Origin of the sequence: Streptomyces sp. NBC_00019, assembly GCF_045041015.1 — a bacterium.
GTDB lineage: Bacteria > Actinomycetota > Actinomycetes > Streptomycetales > Streptomycetaceae > Streptomyces.
Map to the genome: position 1 here is coordinate 4472549 of NZ_CP108302.1, position 18554 is coordinate 4491102.

19 protein-coding genes and 2 pseudogenes are annotated in these 18554 nt (G+C 70.7%); 11 read left to right on the forward strand and 10 right to left on the reverse strand.

Going from position 1 to position 18554, the window contains the following annotated elements:
- Positions 1-44: 44 nt before the first annotated feature.
- Positions 45-1097, reverse strand: coding sequence for a glycosyltransferase family 2 protein (locus OHU89_RS20945; RefSeq protein ID WP_405644932.1), 1053 nt, complete (start codon positions 1095-1097; stop codon positions 45-47).
- A gap of 126 nt (positions 1098-1223) precedes the next feature.
- Here OHU89_RS20945 and OHU89_RS20950 point away from each other — a divergent pair, with 126 nt between their 5' ends.
- From OHU89_RS20950 to OHU89_RS20965, 4 genes are all read left to right on the forward strand, one after another.
- Positions 1224-2666 (forward strand): LCP family protein, encoded by a 1443-nt coding sequence (locus OHU89_RS20950; RefSeq protein ID WP_405644934.1) that lies wholly within the window; start codon positions 1224-1226, stop codon positions 2664-2666.
- 171 nt (positions 2667-2837) lie between these two features.
- On the forward strand, positions 2838-3197 hold the full coding sequence (locus tag OHU89_RS20955) for a four-helix bundle copper-binding protein (RefSeq protein WP_405644936.1): 360 nt from the start codon (positions 2838-2840) through the stop codon (positions 3195-3197).
- Between the two features lie 71 nt (positions 3198-3268).
- Positions 3269-3766: a CbrC family protein gene (locus tag OHU89_RS20960; RefSeq protein ID WP_405644937.1), complete on the forward strand. Its 498-nt coding sequence runs from the start codon at positions 3269-3271 to the stop codon at positions 3764-3766.
- Between the two features lie 53 nt (positions 3767-3819).
- Positions 3820-4608: a class I SAM-dependent methyltransferase gene (locus tag OHU89_RS20965; RefSeq protein ID WP_405654592.1), complete on the forward strand. Its 789-nt coding sequence runs from the start codon at positions 3820-3822 to the stop codon at positions 4606-4608.
- Here OHU89_RS20965 and OHU89_RS20970 read toward each other — a convergent pair.
- Positions 4589-5887: an LCP family protein gene (locus OHU89_RS20970; RefSeq protein ID WP_405644939.1), complete on the reverse strand. Its 1299-nt coding sequence runs from the start codon at positions 5885-5887 to the stop codon at positions 4589-4591. The two genes, OHU89_RS20965 and OHU89_RS20970, sit on opposite strands and share 20 nt — an antisense overlap.
- A gap of 119 nt (positions 5888-6006) precedes the next feature.
- Between OHU89_RS20970 and OHU89_RS20975 the strand changes: the two genes are divergently transcribed.
- Positions 6007-6555 carry an acyl-CoA thioesterase gene (locus OHU89_RS20975; protein WP_361485473.1) on the forward strand — a complete coding sequence of 183 codons (549 nt, stop codon included), beginning with the start codon at positions 6007-6009 and terminating at the stop codon, positions 6553-6555.
- A gap of 67 nt (positions 6556-6622) precedes the next feature.
- Here OHU89_RS20975 and OHU89_RS20980 read toward each other — a convergent pair whose 3' ends face one another.
- Positions 6623-7780 carry an acyl-CoA dehydrogenase family protein gene (locus OHU89_RS20980; protein ID WP_405644941.1) on the reverse strand — a complete coding sequence of 386 codons (1158 nt, stop codon included), beginning with the start codon at positions 7778-7780 and terminating at the stop codon, positions 6623-6625.
- 190 nt (positions 7781-7970) lie between these two features.
- Here OHU89_RS20980 and OHU89_RS20985 point away from each other — a divergent pair, with 190 nt between their 5' ends.
- Positions 7971-9314 carry a UDP-glucose dehydrogenase family protein gene (locus OHU89_RS20985; protein ID WP_405644943.1) on the forward strand — a complete coding sequence of 448 codons (1344 nt, stop codon included), beginning with the start codon at positions 7971-7973 and terminating at the stop codon, positions 9312-9314.
- A 234-nt stretch (positions 9315-9548) separates the two neighbouring features.
- On the opposite strand, the gene OHU89_RS20990 is transcribed toward OHU89_RS20985, so the two are convergent.
- On the reverse strand, positions 9549-10781 hold the full coding sequence (locus OHU89_RS20990) for an RNA-guided endonuclease InsQ/TnpB family protein (protein ID WP_405644945.1): 1233 nt from the start codon (positions 10779-10781) through the stop codon (positions 9549-9551).
- A gap of 464 nt (positions 10782-11245) precedes the next feature.
- Between OHU89_RS20990 and OHU89_RS20995 the strand changes: the two genes are divergently transcribed.
- Together OHU89_RS20995 and OHU89_RS21000 are read left to right on the forward strand one after the other, a co-directional pair.
- On the forward strand, positions 11246-11737 hold the full coding sequence (locus OHU89_RS20995; protein ID WP_405644947.1) for a hypothetical protein: 492 nt from the start codon (positions 11246-11248) through the stop codon (positions 11735-11737).
- Positions 11734-12399 carry a cupredoxin family copper-binding protein gene (locus OHU89_RS21000; protein WP_405644949.1) on the forward strand — a complete coding sequence of 222 codons (666 nt, stop codon included), beginning with the start codon at positions 11734-11736 and terminating at the stop codon, positions 12397-12399. Before OHU89_RS20995 ends, OHU89_RS21000 begins: the two co-directional genes overlap by 4 nt.
- A 10-nt stretch (positions 12400-12409) precedes the next feature.
- Here the strand turns inward: OHU89_RS21000 and OHU89_RS21005 are convergent, their stop codons facing one another.
- Positions 12410-12910: a CGNR zinc finger domain-containing protein gene (locus OHU89_RS21005; protein ID WP_405644951.1), complete on the reverse strand. Its 501-nt coding sequence runs from the start codon at positions 12908-12910 to the stop codon at positions 12410-12412.
- An 89-nt stretch (positions 12911-12999) separates the two neighbouring features.
- On the opposite strand from OHU89_RS21005, the gene OHU89_RS21010 reads away from it, so the two are divergent.
- Both OHU89_RS21010 and OHU89_RS21015 read left to right on the forward strand, forming a co-directional pair.
- The gene (locus tag OHU89_RS21010) at positions 13000-13362 is read left to right on the forward strand and encodes a VOC family protein (RefSeq protein ID WP_405644953.1); all 363 of its coding nucleotides are present in this window, start codon (positions 13000-13002) and stop codon (positions 13360-13362) included.
- Between the two features lie 17 nt (positions 13363-13379).
- Positions 13380-13763: a VOC family protein gene (locus OHU89_RS21015; RefSeq protein ID WP_405644955.1), complete on the forward strand. Its 384-nt coding sequence runs from the start codon at positions 13380-13382 to the stop codon at positions 13761-13763.
- Positions 13764-13853: 90 nt separating this feature from the next.
- On the opposite strand, the gene OHU89_RS21020 is transcribed toward OHU89_RS21015, so the two are convergent.
- The gene (locus tag OHU89_RS21020; RefSeq protein WP_405644957.1) at positions 13854-14972 is read right to left on the reverse strand and encodes a dipeptidase; all 1119 of its coding nucleotides are present in this window, start codon (positions 14970-14972) and stop codon (positions 13854-13856) included.
- 106 nt (positions 14973-15078) lie between these two features.
- A pseudogene (locus OHU89_RS21025) lies at positions 15079-15348 on the reverse strand (MerR family transcriptional regulator); the annotation flags it as partial.
- Between OHU89_RS21025 and OHU89_RS21030 the strand changes: the two are divergent.
- Positions 15340-15585 (forward strand): annotated as a pseudogene (locus OHU89_RS21030) (alkene reductase); the annotation flags it as partial. The pseudogenes OHU89_RS21025 and OHU89_RS21030 overlap by 9 nt on opposite strands.
- Here OHU89_RS21030 and OHU89_RS21035 read toward each other — a convergent pair.
- The 3 genes from OHU89_RS21035 to OHU89_RS21045 are packed head-to-tail and all read right to left on the reverse strand — an operon-like array spanning position 15534 to position 18378.
- The gene (locus OHU89_RS21035) at positions 15534-16712 is read right to left on the reverse strand and encodes a dipeptidase (protein WP_405644958.1); all 1179 of its coding nucleotides are present in this window, start codon (positions 16710-16712) and stop codon (positions 15534-15536) included. The pseudogene OHU89_RS21030 and the gene OHU89_RS21035 overlap by 52 nt on opposite strands.
- A 5-nt stretch (positions 16713-16717) precedes the next feature.
- Entirely contained in the window at positions 16718-17242 is a 525-nt protein-coding gene (gene purE, locus OHU89_RS21040) for a 5-(carboxyamino)imidazole ribonucleotide mutase (protein ID WP_266891497.1), read from the reverse strand.
- A complete protein-coding gene (locus OHU89_RS21045; RefSeq protein ID WP_405644961.1) occupies positions 17239-18378 on the reverse strand; it encodes a 5-(carboxyamino)imidazole ribonucleotide synthase in 1140 nt (379 codons plus the stop codon). The genes purE and OHU89_RS21045 overlap by 4 nt, the downstream gene beginning before the upstream one ends.
- Positions 18379-18554 lie beyond the last annotated feature (176 nt).

An 18554-nucleotide genomic window follows, 5' to 3' on the forward strand; every position in this document is an offset into this window, starting at 1 on the left:
GCGGCACAGCCGCGGCAACCATCACTCTTATGACGACCGTTCCCTCACGAAGCCGCGTCGACCCTGCGCACCGCCGGGCGGCGTGAGGCGAGGACCTTCTTCGCCAGGGACCGCGGGCTGGTCAGGAAGCCGTAGCCCCACGACATGTGCATTGTGGCCAGGGCAACGGGGATCTGCAGGCGCGCCTTCAGGGACAGTCCCTTGCCCGCCGGGACCGAACCGGCGACGATCGCCGCGAGATAGCCGCCGGGGATCACGAAGCCGAGCGGGGTCAGGGCCGCGCCCACCACGATCCCCGCCGCGATCGCGCACACCGCGGCCGGCGGGGCGAGGTAGCGCAGGTTGATGGAGCCGGAGTGGTAGCGGGCGACGACGTGCCGCCAGCGGCCGTAGTCCTTGTACTGCTTGGCGAGCGCCTTCACCGACGGCCTCGGGCGATACGACACCCTGAGCTCCGGCGAGAACCAGATCAGCCCGCCCGCCTCACGGATGCGGAAGTTCAGCTCCCAGTCCTGGGCGCGGATGAACTCCTCGTTGTAGCCGCCCTGTTGCTCCAGCGCCGCACGCCGGAACACCCCGAGATAGACGGTGTCCGCCGGTCCGGCCTCACCACCCGTGTGGAACGCGGCGTTGCCGACCCCGATCTTCGAGGTCATCGCGGCGGCGACCGCGTGCTCCCAGTCGTTCTCGCCCTCGGCGTGCATGATGCCGCCGACGTTCTGCGCGCCGGTCTCCTCCAGGAGCCGTACGGCGGTCGCGATGTAGTTCGGGGAGAGCATGCCGTGGCCGTCGACACGGACCACGATCGGATGGCGGGAGGCCTTGATCGCGGCGTTGAGGGCGGCGGGCGTGCGGCCGGACGGGTTCGGGACCGTGTGCACGCGCTTGCTCTGGTCGGACGCAGTTTCGCGTACGAGCTCGGCGGCGATCTCGTCCGTGCGGTCCTTGGACGGACCGAGGGCGATCACGATCTCCAGCTCGCCGGCGTACTCCTGCGCGAGGATCGCTTGGACGGCTCCGCGCAGATGCCGTTCCTCGTCGAGGACGGGCATGATCACAGACACGGCGGGGAGCTGCACGTCGGGCTTGGCGTTCATAGGGGGCTCACGTTACCGCGAACGGGGGACACCGATGCGCCCCGCCCAGGTGGTTCCGGCGGCCGCAGATCGTATGGGCCTACGGTGCTGATGATCCCACGTACGGCCCTCGCGGAGGTGTCCCCCATGCCCACACCGCCCCGCCGCTCCCCCGCCCACCGGCCCCGACCACGGCCGCCCGTACGACGGCGGAAACCTCGTTGGGCCGCTCGGGCGGTGACGACGCTCTCCGTGGTGATTCTCGCCTCGGCCGGGATCGGACACGCGGTGCTCTCCAGCCTGGACGCGGACATCGCGCGCGTGGACCCCTTCAAGGACATGAAGAACCGGCCCAGAGCCGGCCACGGCATGAACGTGCTGCTGGTCGGCACCGACGGCCGGGAAAAGATCACCGAGGCCGAGCGACAGAAGTACCGGCTCGGCGGCGCCCCCTGCCACTGCACCGACACGGTCATGATCGTGCACATCTCGGAGGACCGGGAGCGGGCGAGCGTGGTGAGCCTGCCGCGCGACTCGTACGCCATGACACCGGCGCACACCGATCAGACCACCGGCAAACCGCACCACGGCCACCCCGTCAAGCTCAACGCGGCGTACGCGGAGGGCGGCCCGAACCTCACCGTGCGCACGGTCGAGAACATGACCCACGTGAAGATCGACCACTATCTGGAGGTCGACTTCACCAGCTTCATGAAGACGGTCGACGTGCTCGGCGGCGTGAAGATCTGCACCGCCGACCCGCTCAAGGACTCGTACACCGGACTCGACCTCCCCGCCGGAACCCACACGCTCATGGGCGGCGAGGCCCTTCAGTACGTCCGCTCCCGGCACATCGACGGCGCCGCCGACCTCGGCCGGATGAAGCGCCAGCAGCGGTTCATGGCGGCGCTGATCGACCGGGCCACCTCCTCCGGGATCCTGCTGAACCCGATGAAGTTCCGGGACATCACCCGGGCCGTGCTCGGCTCGGTACGCGCCGACAAGGGCTTCGGCACGGACGAACTGCTGGACCTCGGACGGGCGATGCGCAACTTCTCCCCCTCCTCCTCGGAGTTCACCACGGTCCCGATCGGGCAGATGGGATACGCCGTGAAAGGCGTCGGTTCCACCCTGAAGTGGGACCCGAAGAAGTCCGGCCGCCTCTTCCAGGCCCTGCGCGACGACAGGCCGCTGGCCGTGCACAAGCCCAAGAGCAAGGCGGTACGGGTGGGGGTGGCCCCGCAGCAGATCCGCGTCCAGGTCGAGAACGGCACCCCCACCGCCGGCCTCGGCAAGCGCGTCGACTCCCAGCTCGCCGCGACCGGCTTCCGCACCACCCGCCAGCCGGTGACCTCCGCGAACCGCACCGTCAAGCGCACGGTCGTCGCCTACGACCCCCGCTGGGACCGCTCCGCGAAGTCCCTCGCGGCGGCCCTGCTGGGCAGCGAACTGCGGGCGGTGACGGGACAGGGACCGGTGCTGAAGGTGATCGCCGGGGCGGACTTCGAGAAGGTGCGCAAGGTGCGGGCGGAGGATCCGTATCAGGGGGGGTTCGGGGTGGTCACGGGGGATGAGGTGGGGTGCCTGTAGGCACGCCGTCATCCCGATGGCCCTTCCTGGGGAAATGGCCAGGACCGCACGATTGCATCGCTTACGTTCCGGATTGTTTCCGTCCGCCCGATGGCGCCCCGCGCCGTCCAGGCGTAGGACGGAAGGGCGACGGAGCCCGGCCCGGGCTCCCGCACCCCCCCAGGAGGAGCCATGACCCAGCCCGGAATGACCGCGATGAGCAAGGCGATGCAGGACTGCGTCGAGGCGTGCATGTCCTGCCACAGCATGTGCGAGGAGACCATGAGCTCCTGCATGCAGATGGGCGGCCAGGCCCAGATGCAGATCATGCGCGCGCTCATGGACTGCTCCGAGATGACCCGCATGTGCGCGGACATGATGATGCGCCGCTCGCCGATGTCGGCGGAGATGTGCGCGATGTGCGCCAAGGCCTGTGAGATGTGCGCCGAGGCGTGTATGGGCATGCCGGACGACGAACAGATGATGCGCTGCGCCGAGGCGTGTCGTCGCTGCGCGGAGATGTGCCGGACGATGGCGGGCGCCACGATGTGAGGCGGGCCTGAGGCCGTTCCGGGGGCACCCTGCGGGGTGCCCCCGGTCCTTTGTGCGGCAGGCTGCTTCTCATGACCGCCCTGCCCGTGTTCCGCTACCACCCCGACCCGCTCGCCACCGGCTCGGTGGTGCCGTCCGAGGCGCCGTGCGACTGCTGCGGGCAGCACCGCGGGTTCGTGTACGACGGTCCGGTGTACGCCGTCGCCGACCCCGAGGCCCTGTGCCCGTGGTGCCTCGCGGACGGCAGCGCCGGCGAGCGGTACGAGGCGCAGTTCACGGAGACCGAGGGGCGGGTGCCGATGGAGGTACGGCTCGAGGTCGATCGTCGCACCCCCGGCTTCCGCGGCTGGCAGCAGGAGCGGTGGCTGACGCACTGCGGGGACGCGGCGGCGTTCCTGGGACGGGCGGGGGCGGCCGAAGTGCGGCGGCACCCGGACGCCCTGGCCGGCCTCGTGGCGGAGTTCGGTGCGGAGTTCTGCGAGGCGCTGGACGCGGACGGGCAGCCCACGGCGTACCTCTTCCGCTGCCTCCACTGCGACCGGCACCTCGCCTACGCGGACTTCACGTGAGCGGCGAGGCGGTGAGCGGCGGGACGAACGCCTTCGACGCCGCCGAGCGCGGGATGTGGGAGGGGCGGGCGCAGGCGTACGCCGGGAGCTTCGCCCGGCTGTGCGCCCACCCGGTCGAGGCGCTGCTGGACGCGGCCGGGGTCGGGGAGGGGACGTACGTCCTCGACGTGGGCACCGGGACCGGTACGGCGGCTCTGGCGGCCCTGAAGCGCGGGGCGCGGGTGCGTGCCGTGGACGCCGACGCCGGCATGGTGGCCGCGGCCCGGGAGCTCGGGGTCGACGCGAGCGTGGCCGCGCTGCCGGAACTCCCCTACGGTGACGGCGAGTTCGACGCCGTCGTCGGCAACTTCGTCCTCAACCACGTAGGCCGTCCGCGCGCCGCCCTCGCCGCACTCCGGCGTGTCCTGCGGCCGGGCGGACGGCTGGCGCTGACGACCTGGGGTGTCCGGCGCGGAGCCGGACAGGGCCTGCTCGGCCGGGCCTGTGAGGCCGCGGGGGCGGTCCCGCCGGCGTATCTGCCACGGCTCGACCCCGGGGAGGACTTCGTCCGTACGGCGGACGGACTCGCGGGACTGCTGGCGGAGACCGGGTTCGGGGACGCGGCAGCGGACGAGCTCGCCTGGGACCACCGGACCGGTGTCGAGGAGTGGTGGAGCGGGGCCACGGGCGGCGTCGCCACCATCGGGCTGGTCGTCACCTCGCAGGCCCCGGAGACCGTCGTACGGATCAGGCGGGAGTACGAGCGACTGAGTGCCGAATTCGCCGAAGGGGAGGGCCGGTTGGCCCTCCCCCACTGTGCGCTGCTCGCCTCGGGTCGGCGGCTCAGTTGCCCGAGACCGTGACCGTCTCGTCGTTCTTCAGCTGCTCCACGAGCGTCTTCACCTTCGCCTTGTCCCAGACGAGGTTGCCGTTGGAGGAGCCGGAGATCGGCATGTTCATGGACTTGCCGTCGCCGCTGTTGACGCTCTTCATGGCCCAGAACATGTCGCCCAGGTCGAACAGGCCCATGTCCTTGTCGACGATGAGCGAGTCGAGGCCGGCTCCCATGGTCGGGTAGAGCTTGAAGGGGTTCAGGAGCGTGCCCGGGGTGGCGACCTGGTTGGCGAGGGCGGCGAGGAACTTCTGCTGGTTCTTCGTACGGTCCAGGTCGGAGGCCTTGAGGGCGTACCGGGTACGGACGAAGGCCAGGGCCTCCTCGCCGTTCAGGGTCTGCTTGCCCGCCTCGAAGTCGGCGCCGGACTTGGTGTCCTTCATGCCGCCCTTCGGGATGGTGATCTCGACGCCGCCCACCGCGTCCACGATGTTGGCGAAGCCCGCGAAGCCGATCTCGACGTAGTGGTCGATGCGCAGACCGGTGTTGAACTCGACCGTGCGGACCAGCAGCTCGGGACCGTCCTCGGCGTACGCCGCGTTCAGCTTCACGTGGCGGCCGGTGCCCTGGTACGTCTTGCCGGACTCGGAGCCCTTGAACGTCGGGATCTCCACGTCCGAGTCACGCGGCAGGGAGATCAGCGTGTCGCCGTTGCTGCCGGTGTGCAGGATCATCATCGAGTCCGTGCGCTTGCCCTCGGCGGACCCGGTGTGCAGCTTCTTCTTCTCCTCGGCGGACATGCCGGCACGGCTGTCGGAACCGACGATCAGGTAGTTCGTGCCCTCGCCCCCGTCAGGCCGGTCGATGACCTTGGAGAGGTCGACCTCGCGGTTGAGCTTGGAGTCGGCCCAGAAGTACGTGCCGATCGTCGTCACGACCAGGACGGTCACGACGGTGATCGCCGTCCACTTGATGCGGCGGCGCCAGTTCGGCGCGGGACGCGGCTCCTGCGTACCGCCGCCGGGACCGCCCGGTCCACCGCCGCCGTAGACCTGGCCGGTGTTGTAGCCGCTGTCGTAGCCGTCGGCGGCGGTCCCGTCGCCGTAACCGCCGCTCCCGTACGCCGGCTGCTGCGGCACCCCGCCCGCGTGGGGCGGCGCGGACTGGCCGGGGCCGCCCCCGTACGCACCCGAGGCGGGCCGGCGGACCTGTCGCATCGCGCGCGCACCTTCGGGCTGTGCGCTCGCGCTGCCGCGTCCGTACCGGTTGCCGCGGTTCTCGTCGGACCATGCCTCGGGCCAATCGTTCATGGGGCCCAGTGTGCAGGGAACGACTGTGTCCTTTACAAGGGTCGTAGGAAAATCAGGGCACTGCTGTTGCGAACCCAACACAAAATCCGCGATTGCGACCTCGGCATAAGGTGGAGGCCATGACAGACCAGGCCCCCTCAGCGGAGTCCGATATTCCGGGCAAGCCCACATCCGCGTCCCGCACCACGCTCAGCCACATCATGACCCACAACGACACCAACCTTCTGGGGACGGTGCACGGCGGCGTGATCATGAAGCTGGTCGACGACGCGGCGGGCGCGGTGGCCGGACGGCACTCCGGCGGGCCCGCCGTCACCGCCTCCATGGACGAGATGGCCTTCCTGGAGCCAGTCCGCGTCGGTGACCTCGTCCATGTGAAGGCCCAGGTCAACTGGACCGGCCGGACCTCGATGGAGGTCGGGGTGCGGGTGCTGGCCGAGCGGTGGAACGAGTCCGACCCGGCCACCCAGGTCGGCTCCGCCTACCTCGTCTTCGCCGCGGTCGACGCCGACGGCAAGCCCCGCATGGTGCCGCCCGTCCTCCCGGAGACCGAGCGCGACAAGCGCCGCTACCAGGAGGCCCAGATCCGCCGCACGCACCGCCTGGCCCGGCGCCGCGCGATCATGGAGCTGCGGGAGAAGCGGGCGGCGGAGGGGTTCGAGGACTGAGGTCCGCCTTCCGTGGAAACAGCGAGGGGCGCCCGGATGCCGGGCGCCCCTTCGTGCTTCTCGGTCCTTACGGCAGGTTGCGCGCCATCACGATCCGCTGGACCTGGTTCGTCCCTTCGTATATCTGTGTGATTTTGGCGTCGCGCATCATGCGCTCCACCGGGTAGTCGCGGGTGTAGCCGTACCCACCCAGCAGCTGCACCGCGTCCGTGGTGACCTCCATCGCCACGTCCGAGGCGAAGCACTTGGCCGCCGCGCCCTGGAAGGTGAGGTCGGAGTCGCCGCGCTCGGAGGCGGCCGCGGCCTGGTACGTCAGGGCGCGGGCGGCGGCGATCTTCATGGCCATGTCGGCGAGCATGAACTGGATGCCCTGGAACTCGGCGATGGCCTTGCCGAACTGCTTGCGCTCCTGGACATAGCCCTTGGCGTAGTCGAGGGCGCCCTGGGCGACACCGAGGGCCTGCGCCGCGATCGTGATCCGGGTGTGGTCCAGGGTCTTCATCGCCGTGGCGAAGCCGGTGCCCTCCTCGCCGATCATGCGGTCGGCGGGGATGCGGACGTTGTCGAGGTAGACCTCGCGGGTCGGGGAGCCCTTGATGCCGAGCTTCTTCTCGGGGGCGCCGAAGGAGACGCCCTCGTCGGACTTCTCGACGACGAAGGCGGAGATGCCCTTCGAGCGCTTGGAGGGGTCCGTCACGGCCATGACCGTGTAGTACTCGGACTCGCCCGCGTTGGTGATCCAGCGCTTCACGCCGTTGAGGATCCAGTGGTCGCCGTCGCGGACCGCCTTGGTCTTCATGCCGGCCGCGTCGGAGCCCGCGTCGGGCTCCGAGAGCGCGTACGAGAACATGCCGTCGCCCTTGGCGAGCGGGCCCAGGTACTTCTTCTTCAGCTCCTCGGAGCCGGAGAGGATGACGGGCAGGGAGCCCAGCTTGTTGACCGCCGGGATCAGGGAGGAGGAGACGCAGACGCGCGCGACCTCCTCGATCACGATCACCGTGGCCAGCGCGTCCGCGCCCGCGCCGCCGTACTCCTCGGGTACGTGTACGGCGTGCAGGTCGCTCGCGACCAGAGCGTCGAGGGCCTCCCGCGGGAAGCGGGCCTCCTCGTCCACCGCGACGGCGTACGGCGCGATCTTCGCCTCGGCCAGCGAGCGGATGGCGTCTCGGAGCATGTCGTGCTCCTCGGACGGGCGGTACAGGTCGAAGTCAGCCGATCCGGCCAAGGTGTCTCACGCTCCAAATGCGCTGCGATGCCGACGCTAATTACCGTTAAGTAACTCAAATTTTAGGGGCCCGCCCACGGGAGTGATACGTGAGCTTGGCGACAGAGGGAAAGCTGCCCGCCGTGGGGCCCGGTCACGCCCCTACTAGGATCGGGCAGCGCACCGAACGACGTCCCACTCTGGAGCATCCATGAGCCTCAAGATCACCGTGATCGGCACCGGCTATCTCGGCGCCACCCACGCCGCGGCCATGGCCGAGCTGGGCTTCGAGGTGCTGGGGCTCGATGTCGTACCCGAGAAGATCGCCATGCTGCAGCGCGGCGAGGTCCCCATGTACGAGCCCGGCCTGGAGGACCTGCTGCGCAAGCACGTCGCCGGCATCGAGGGTTCCACCGGGCGGCTCCGCTTCACCATGGACTTCGCCGAGGTCGGCGCGTTCGGCGACGTCCACTTCGTCTGCGTGAACACTCCGCAGCGGCACGGCGAGTACGCCTGTGACATGTCCTACGTCGACTCCGCGATCGCCTCGCTCGCGCCGCACCTCACCGGTCCGGCCCTCGTCGTCGGCAAGTCCACCGTTCCGGTCGGCTCCGCGGACCGGCTCGCCACGTACCTCGCCGAGCACGCGCCCGCCGGTGCGGACGCCGAGCTGGCCTGGAACCCGGAGTTCCTGCGCGAGGGCTTCGCCGTCGACGACACGCTGCACCCCGACCGGGTCGTGGTCGGGGTGCGCAGCGAGCGGGCCGAGAAGCTGCTGCGCGAGGTGTACGCGACGCCGGTCGAAGAGGGGACGCCGTTCGTCGTCACCGACTTCCCGACCGCCGAGCTGGTGAAGACCTCGGCGAACTCCTTCCTCGCCACGAAGATCTCCTTCATCAACGCGATGGCGGAGGTGTGCGAGGCCGCGGGCGGCGATGTCGTCAGGCTGGCCGAGGCCATCGGGTACGACGACCGGATCGGCAAGAAGTTCCTGCGGGCCGGCATCGGCTTCGGCGGTGGCTGTCTGCCCAAGGACATCCGGGCCTTCCTGGCGCGCGCCGGTGAGCTCGGCGCGGACCAGGCGCTGTCGTTCCTGCGCGAGATCGACTCGATCAACATGCGCCAGCGCGGGCAGATGGTGGAGCTGGCCCGGGAGGCGCTCGGGGGCGGGTCGTTCCTAGGCAAGCGGGTCGCGGTGCTCGGCGCCAGCTTCAAGCCCGACTCGGACGACGTCCGGGACTCGCCGGCGCTGAACGTCGCCGGCCAGATCCACCTCCAGGGCGGCCAGGTGACGGTGTACGACCCGAAGGGCATGGCGAACGCCCGTCAGGTCTTCCCGACGCTCGGGTACGCCGACTCGGCCGTCGAGGCCGTACGGGGCGCCGATGTCGTGCTGCATCTGACGGAGTGGCGGGAGTTCCGTGAGCTGGACCCGGCGACGCTGGGCGAGGTCGCCGCGACCCGGCTGATCCTCGACGGGCGGAACGCGCTCGACCCGGAGGTGTGGCGCAAGGCCGGATGGTCCTTCCGGGCAATGGGTCGACCTACGGCCTGAACATCTGCCGCGGTGACATTCGGAATGAAGCAATAACGCGGCAAAGGAAATACCGGCACGCGGGTCTCCGTACATAAAAGCGGCGGCCCGCTTCGCCTTGCGCGGGCCGGGCTGGCGGAGGTGCCCAGGTACTCAAGGCGTACCTGGGGGAGTCGTCCGGACAGCAGGTCGCCGATCTCTGAACCTCGACAGCTACTTGAATCCTCCCCCTCACGGATGAGAGGGATTCCTGACTCAGGCTGCCTCTGGGAGCGGCGCTCCCAGAGGTCTCACGCCTTCGGCGTCAGCCGGGTTGAGACCAGCCCGGACGAGCATCACGCGGGCGGAGTTCTTGTCTCTGGGCGAGGCAGTTCCGCACGCGGTGCAGGTATAGGTTCGTTCCGACAGCGGCAGTGCGTGCTTGGCTCTCGCTCCGCAGTGCGCGCAGTCCATCGTGGTGTGGGCCGGGTGTACCAGGTGCACGATCCGGCCGTGCTTGCGGGCCATCTCGGTCAGGGCCCGTTTGGTGGCGCCGATCGCCGCGTCAGCGGCCTTGCGGGCCATCGTCGACTTCGCCAGGAACCTCGGCCGGAAGTCCTCCACTGCCGCAGCGTCGTGGTCACGGACCACGCACTTGGCCCATTTGCGGCCCGTGTCTTGACGCTGCCGGGCGATCTTCGCGTAGGTCTTCGCTCGCCACTTCTTCGCCTCCCGGTAGCCCTTCGAGGCGGCTTGCCCCTTTTTCGGCTTGCGGCGGGCCATCATGCGGTCGTACCGCGACAGCTTGGTCTGTGCCTTCTTCCCGTGCTGGGCGTGCGGGAGGTCGTGGGCGTCGGACGTGGTGGTCGCGACCTCGCGCACCCCCCAGTCGACTCCGATCACCCGGCCGGTCGCCGGCAACTGCTGCACCTGGGCGGAGACCACGAACGAGCAGTACCAGTGCCCCACCGTGTCCTGGTACACGCGCACGCTGGAGGGTGCGGCGGGCAGCTCCCTCGACCACACCGGCGTCAGGACGATGCCCCCAGCCAGATGCAGACGGCCGTCCTTCAGGCGGAAACCGCGCTTGGTGTAGTTCAGGCTCGGCAGGGCCTCGGACTTCTTCTTCCACCTCGGCATCCCAGCCCGCTGCCGCTGCGGAAGCCGCTCGTGGATGTCTTTCTGGGCCTTCGCCCTGGACTTCCCGAAGTCACGGATGACCTGCTGCTGCGGCACCGAGTTTCCCTCCCGCAGCCACGGAGTACGGGCACGGGCCTGGGTCAGCATCCTGTCGAGCTGGGCAGGGCCGCAGGTCACCTTGCCGACGTCCTCGAGCCGGGTCTTGTTCCGGGCGTGGATCTGCCTGGACTTGGCCACGCTCTCGTTCCACACCCACCGGCACCGATCCCACTCGTCCATCAGCTCAGCACGTGCGGTCGACGACACGCGCAGCCGGAACGTCCATCGGGCATGCCCGGCGTCCTCCTCGATCACCCTCACCCGCGCCATACGCTCCCCCCTGGCCTCGCTCCGGGCCGTGCTACAGCAGCCTGTTGCCCCCTCAACGCGACCGTACGTGCGAGGCCCGCACACACACGCCCGGATGCACGATCACCACTCCAACCAGTGATCACGGGCACGAATGTTCGCATCACCCCGGCTCTGCCGGGCGAGGCAAGTGCTGGGCGCTCCACGCCCATGAACCGGATACGGCGACGCTCCGCGCCGCCGTATGCGGGATGCGGTTCCTCCCCAGCTCGAACACCAGGGCCTCCTCGCAAGAGACAGGTGAAGATGCCCACGGTCTGGGCCGAGCACCTGCTCGCCCCCACCGAGAGCTTCGTCACCGGCAGCTGCTGACCTTCCCGGGGACGAACGCCGGTCCGGCCGAGGCTCAGTCGGCCGGACCGGCGCCGCTCCCCATTCTCCACGCCCCCGCCTCCCCACGGGAACCGCTTTCAAGGAGCCCCCGGATGAGAACCGTCACGCTGCCCTCCGAGCAGCGGCACCTCCCCCGGCCCGGGCGGTACGCCGTCGCGCCCGGCCGTTCGCTCGTCGAACTCGCAGCCCGGTACGGCCCGTTGCCCACCTTCCGCCGCCGCCTCACCCTCGCCGCCGCCTCGCTCACCGTGCCGTACGACGACCCGGACGCCCGGCCCTCCTTCCGCTTCGAGCTGCTCGACCCGCCTGCCGTCGTCACCGGCGCGCACGTCGAGCCGCTCGACGGCGGCCGGCACCTCCAGGTCACCGGCGACCTCGAACTGCGCGACGTCGCCTTCCCGGTGCTGCTGCGGCTGCGGGTCGTGGAGCGCACCGACGACCTGCTCCTGGTCGTCGGCACGGTCCTGGTGCCGTACCGGCTGCTGCGCCGGGCCACCGGGTTCCGGCTGCCGTGGCGCCGGCCGGCCACGTGGCTGCGGCTGCTGATCGCGGCGGAGTTCGCGTGCGCCACGGAGTCCGCGTGAGGGCGGCGCGGCGGGCGGCGCTCGGCGCCGTACTCGCCCTCCTCGCCCTCCTGCTCCTGGCACCGGGGCAGGCCTCGGCGGCCTCGTACCGGGTGGCGATGCAGGGGTACGCCTTCGCGCCCGCGTCCCTCACCGTGCATGTCGGGGACACCGTGACCTGGACCAACGGGGTCACGGCACCGCACGACGTGAAGACGACGTCCGGTCCGGTCGCCATCCACTCCCCGATGCTGGACAAGGGGCAGAGCTGGACCCACACGTTCACCGCGGCCGGTGCGTACGGCTACTACTGCACCGTGCATCCGGACATGACGGCGCGGATCACGGTGCTGGCGGCACCGAAGCCCACACCTACGCCCACGCCCACCCCCACCCACCACGGGACCGGCACCTCGCACGAGGCCATGCCGATGCCGACCCGGACGGCCCCGACCACGCACCGGGCCACCGCCACGTCCCCGAAGCCCTCCGCACCGGCCTCGCCGTCGGAGTCGCCGAGCACCTCGCCCCCCGTCGCGGCGGCGGCCCCGCAGACCGAACCCGTGGCCGCGGCCCGTCCGCTGCAACCCCTGCTGCTCCTGACCGGGCTCATCGCCGGGGTGGCCGTCCTCTGTCTGCTCCTGGTCGGCTCCCGCGCGGCCGCGTCCCGCGGCGAGGACTGACCGTGCGGCGCTACCTCGCCCGGTAGCGCCGCATCTTCGCGCGCGCCCCGCACACCTGCATCGAGCACCAGCGGCCCCGGCCCGCGGGGCTGCGGTCGTAGTAGGCCCAGTGGCAGTCGGCGGCCTGGCAGGCCTTGAGCCGCAGCCAGGTCCCCGCGACCAGTGCCTCGGCGACGGCCGCCGCGACCCGGGAGAGCAGCGGCGCCCCGGCGGCGGGCGCGAGCGCGGCCGAGCCGTCGCCCACGTCGACCGTCACGACCAGCGGCGCCGCCGCCAGCAGCTCGCCGAGCGGGGTCACCTCGCGGTACGGCGGGTGGCCGGCGTGCGCGAGCAGGGCCGCGCGCAGTGATTCGCGCAGCTCACGAGCGGGAACGGCCTCCTCCTCCGTGAGTCCGAAGCGTGCCCGGCCGTCGGCCGTGTCGAGCGCGTCGGCGCCCGACTCGATGTCGAGGGTGTTGACCAGGGACTCCACCAGAGCCAGGCCCCCCGGCGCGGCCGATCGTTCACTCATGCTTGCGACGTTACCTCCTATGAGGCAGCATGCAGTAACCGTTACCGGTTACCCGGCTATAGAGGTAACCCCGCTTCGAGGAGGAAGTCATGGCTCTCGCCACACTGGGCGTCGTCGTCCTGGACTGTCCGGACCCCCGTGCGCTGGCCGGTTTCTACGCCGATGTACTGGGCGGCACCGTCGAGGGGGACGGCGAGTGGGTGGACCTGAAGGTGCCCGGCGGACAGTCGCTGGCCTTCCAGGCCGCCTCCGGGTTCGTACCGCCCGAGTGGCCGCGCGCGGACCACAACTCGCAGCAGTTCCACCTGGACCTGACCGTCGACGACATGGACGCGGCCGAGAAGGAGGTGCTGGCCCTCGGCGCGCGGCCGCTGGACACCGCCGACCGCTCTCGCACCTGGCGTGTGTACGCGGACCCGGCGGGGCACCCGTTCTGTCTGTGCGCCTGCTGAGACCTGGAGGGTCCGCCGTGACTGTGGCTCGTTTCCGTTCCGTCGTGATCGACTGCCCCGACCCGCTCGCGCTCGCCCAGTTCTACGCGGCGATCGTGGGCGGAACTCCCCGCGTGGAGGAGGCGGACTGGGTCGTCCTGGAGACCCCCGGCGTGCCACGGCTCGCCTTCCAGCAGGCGACCGGGTTCACGCCCCCGGAGTGGCCGCGGGCGGACCGCAACTCGCAGCAGTTCCACATCGACCTCGACGCCGGGTCGACATGGGAGGAGATCGACGCGGCGGAACGGGAGGTACTGGCCCTGGGCGCGCGTCCGCTGCACGCCGAGGACAAGGAGGACTTCCGGGTGTACGCCGATCCGGCGGGCCATCCGTTCTGCCTCTGCCGCATCGAGCACGCGTGACCTGCGGGGGCGCGGCCTCCCGGCCGGTCGCGCCCCGCGCTGTGGTGCAGGGGATCAAGGGCTTCGCGTTCCGGTACGCGGCCCGTGGCGCTAGCCGTCCAGGTCGGAGATCTTCGCCGTCGACGGCTCTCGGCGCTCCTGGGCCGCGCGGGCCGCGAAGTCGGCGCCGCGCAGGACACGTTGGACGTTGCCCCAGGCCAGCAGGGCGATGTCGGACTCGGACCAGTCGCGGCGGAGGAGTTCGGCGATGAGGTGCGGGTAGCAGGAGGCGTCGGCGAGGTCCTGCGGATGGGCGGTGCCGGCGTCGTAGGTGCCGGACAGGCCCACGCACTCGGCGCCCGCGAGGGAGCGGACGTGGTCGAGGTGGTCGGCGACGTCCCGGACGGACGGGCCGGCCTGCTCGGCGGTGAGCGGCACCATGCACAGCCCCTTGGCGGCGCCCAGCTCGGTGAGCAGGTCGTCGGGGAGGTTGGCGGGGTGGGGGCGCAGGGCGCGGGCGGCGGAGCGGGTGCACACGACCGGCGCCTTGGAGACGGCGAGGGCGCGGCGGACGGTGTCGGCGGAGGCGCCCGAGAGGTCGGCGAGGACACCGAGCCGGTTCATCTCGCGCAGCACCTCCTCGCCGAACCGGGTCAGCCCCGCCTCGCTCGCCCAGGTCACCCCGGACAGGGTGAGCACACGCAGGCCGAGGGCGTGCAGCGAGCGCAGGATGCCGAGCGAGTCGCCGAGCGCGGCGGCACCGGCGGGCCCGAGCAGCACGGCGACCCGGCCGCAGTGCCGTACATCGGCGGTCTCCCCGGTGGTACGGGCGAGCCGTAGCCCCTCCGGATGAGCCCTCACGACGGTCTTCACCAGGTCCAGCTGCTCCAGCGTCGCGCCGACGGCCCGGTCGCCGCCGATGCTCTCGGGCAGATGCAGCGACCAGAACAGCGCGCCGACATGCCCCTCCCGCAGCCGCGGCACATCGGTGTCGACGGAACTCTCGCCGAGCTCCAGGTCGAACCACGGCAGGTGCCGCAGCGCCCACGGCAGCCCGCTGTACCCGTCGGCGACGGGGTGCGCGGCGAGGATGGCGTGCGCCCGCTCCAGGGGCTCGGTGTCCGGATCGGAGACCGGCGTGTAGGGCTCCGACTCGACGAACGGGTCGTGCAGGTCGTCGAGCTCGCCGACCTCGCTGGTGGTGTTCAGTTCGTCCTGGAGGTCTGCCATGGCGGGCTCCGTACGTCGTGATCGGCGGCAAGATCAGCAGTACGGTCACCGTCGCACGGAGGGCGGAAGGCTTCCTGGTGAGCGGGGCGTTCGGGGGTACTCCGGTTCAGCGACCCTGCGCCGCGTCGATGACCTCGTCCAGGGTGTCCCGGGACCGGACCAGGTAGGCGATCATCCGGTCGATGCGGTCGCGCTCCGCGGTGAGGTCGGCGACGAGCCGCGGTGTGGCGACGGCGGAGGGGCCGCCGTCGGTGTCCCGCATACAGGGCAGCAACTGAGCGATCCGGCTGCTGTGCAGTCCGGCCGCGAACAGCTCCTGGATCCGCACGACCCGGTCGACGGCCGCCTCGGGGTAGTCACGGTGCCCGCCGAGCGTGCACTCGCCGCCGGGGCCGATCTCGTCGCCCTCGGACGTCCGTTCCTCGCCAATCCCGACCTGGTGGCGCGGCTGCGAACGGACGCGCCGCTCAATCCCGTTCGGGACCGCTACCTGATGTACGTGGGCGGGGCGGCCGGATACACCGACTACCCCGCCCTCGACGAACTCTCCGAAGAGCCCGCTCAGCCGTCCAGCGCCTCGATCGTCGCGTTCGACGGCGAGCGCGTCGCCTGAAGGTCCCGGGCCACGTCCTCGGCGGCGCCGAGCACCCGTACCGCGTTCTGCCAAGTGAGCTTGGCCAGGTCGGACCTGGACCAGCCGCGGTCCAGGAGCTCGGCGACGAGGTTCGGGTAGCCGGAGACGTCGTTCAGGCCGTCGGGAGTGAAGGCCGTCCCGTCGTAGTCGCCGCCGATGCCCAGGTGGTCGATGCCCGCCACCTCGCGCATGTGGTCGAGGTGGTCGGCGACCGTGGACACCGTGGCGATGGGACGCGGGCGCTGCTCCTCGAAGGCACGGTGGACCTTCATCGCGTCCGGTGTGGTCGCGAGGTGGTGGAAGCCGTGCGCGCGCATGTTCTCGTCCGCGGCGGCGGTCCAGTCGACCGCCGCCTGGAGCACGAACTTCGGCACGAACGTCACCATCGCCATGCCGCCGTTGCCGGACAGCCGCTCCAGGACGTCGTCCGGGATGTTGCGCGGGTGGTCGCACACCGCCCGCGACGACGAGTGGGAGAAGATCACCGGCGCGAGCGTGGCGTCCAGCGCGTCCCTCATCGTCGTCGCCGCCACATGCGACAGATCGACGAGCATGCCCTCGCGGTTCATCTCCCGCACCACCGCACGGCCGAAGGCCGACAGCCCACCGACGCGCGGCGCGTCCGTCGCCGAGTCCGCCCAGTCGTTGTTGTCGTTGTGGGTGAGGGTCATGTAGCGGACGCCGAGCGCATACAACGCGCGTAGCGTGGCAAGGGAGTTGGCGATGGAGTGGCCGCCCTCGGCCCCCATGAGCGAGGCGATACGGCCCTCCGCCCGTGCCGCCTCCATGTCCGCCGCGCTCAGCGCGGCCCGCAGGTCGGCCGGGTGCCGGTCGATCAACTGCCGTACGCAGTCGATCTGTTCCAGCGTCGCCGGCACCGCGTCCGGCAGGTCCGAGCGGACGTACACCGACCAGTACTGCGCGCCCACGCCACCGGCCCGCAGCCGGGCGAGGTCGGTGTGCAGATGGGCGCTCTGGTCGGTGGCGATGTCCCGGGCGTCGAGGTCGTAGCGGACCTGTTCGCGCAGTGCCCAGGGCAGGTCGTTGTGGCCGTCGACGACGGGGAACTCCCGCAGCAGTGCCCGGGCGGTCTCCACAGAGCTCACAGCCGTCACTTCCCGAAACCGAAGCCGTTGCCCGGCCCCTCGACCTTGGCGCGCAGCCGCTTGCCCTTCTCGGCGGCCTGGTCGCCCAGCTCCTGCTGGAACTCCTTCATCCGGCCGAGGAGCTCCTCGTCGTGGGTGGCGAGGATGCGGGCCGCGAGGAGGCCCGCGTTGCGGGCACCGGCCACGGAGACCGTCGCGACGGGCACACCGGCCGGCATCTGCACGATCGACAGCAGCGAGTCCATGCCGTCCAGGTACTTCAGCGGGACCGGCACGCCGATGACCGGCAGCGGGGTGACGGAGGCGAGCATGCCCGGCAGGTGGGCCGCGCCGCCGGCGCCCGCGATGATCACCTTGATGCCCCGCCCGGCCGCCTCCTCGCCGTACGCGATCATCTCGCGCGGCATGCGGTGGGCGGAGACGACGTCGACCTCGTACTCGATCTCGAACTCGTCGAGTGCCTGGGCGGCGGCCTCCATGACGGGCCAGTCGGAGTCCGACCCCATGACGATGCCAACAACGGGGCTCATTCGGTGATCGTGCCTCTCAGGTAGCCGGCTGCGTGACGGGCGCGCTCCAGCACGTCGTCGAGGTCGTCGCCGTAGGTGTTGACGTGGCCGACCTTGCGTCCGGGCTTCACGTCCTTGCCGTACATGTGGATCTTCAGCTGGGGGTCGCGGGCCATGCAGTGCAGGTACGCGGAGTACATGTCCGGGTAGTCGCCGCCGAGGACGTTCGCCATGACCGTCCACTTCGCGCGGGGGCGCGGGTCGCCGAGGGGCAGGTCGAGGACGGCCCGGACGTGGTTGGCGAACTGGGAGGTGATCGCGCCGTCCTGGGTCCAGTGGCCGGAGTTGTGCGGGCGCATCGCGAGCTCGTTCACCAGGACGCGGCCGTCGCGGGTCTGGAACAGCTCGACGGCGAGATGGCCGACGACGTCCAGTTCCTTGGCGATGCTGAGCGCCATCTCCTCGGCCCTGAGCGCGAGGGCCGGGTCCAGGTCGGGCGCCGGGGCGATCACGGTGTCGCACACGCCGTTGACCTGCTGGGATTCCACCACCGGGTAGGCGACGGCCTGGCCGTGCGGCGACCGTACGACGTTGGCGGCGAGCTCACGGACGAAGTCGACCTTCTCCTCCGCGAGGACCGGGACACCGGCCCGGAAGGGGTCGGTGGCCTCCTCGACGCTGTCGACGACCCACACGCCCTTGCCGTCGTAGCCGCCGCGGACGGTCTTGAGGACGACCGGGAAGCCGTCCCCCTCCTCCGCGAAGGCGGCCACATCGGCCGGGTCGCTCACGATCCGGTGCCGTGGGCACGGCACCCCGATCGCGTCGAGCCTCGCTCGCATCACGCCCTTGTCCTGGGCGTGCACGAGCGCGTCGGGCCCGGGGCGCACGGGGATACCGTCCGCCTCCAGCGCCCGGAGGTGCTCGGTGGGTACGTGTTCGTGATCGAAGGTGATCACATCGCAGCCCCTCGCGAAGTCACGCAGCGTGTCGAGGTCGCGATAGTCGCCGATGACGACATCGCCTACGACCTGCGCCGCGGAATCCTGAGGGGTGTCACTGAGGAGCTTGAACCTGATGCCGAGCGGGATGCCTGCCTCGTGTGTCATACGAGCGAGCTGGCCCCCGCCGACCATGCCGACTACCGGGAACGTCACGCTCCTAGGGTATCGGCCACATCGGGGCGGCCGGATTCCGTACCTTATGCACGCGATTTCTGCCGATCTGGCCCGAAACACGCACCTGTCTTCACGTCCCGTTCCCAATCTGTGAGCTCGTCCACAAGCGTTTGCACAGGGGGGTGGTTAGCATGGCTTGGTTGACGAAACCGGAC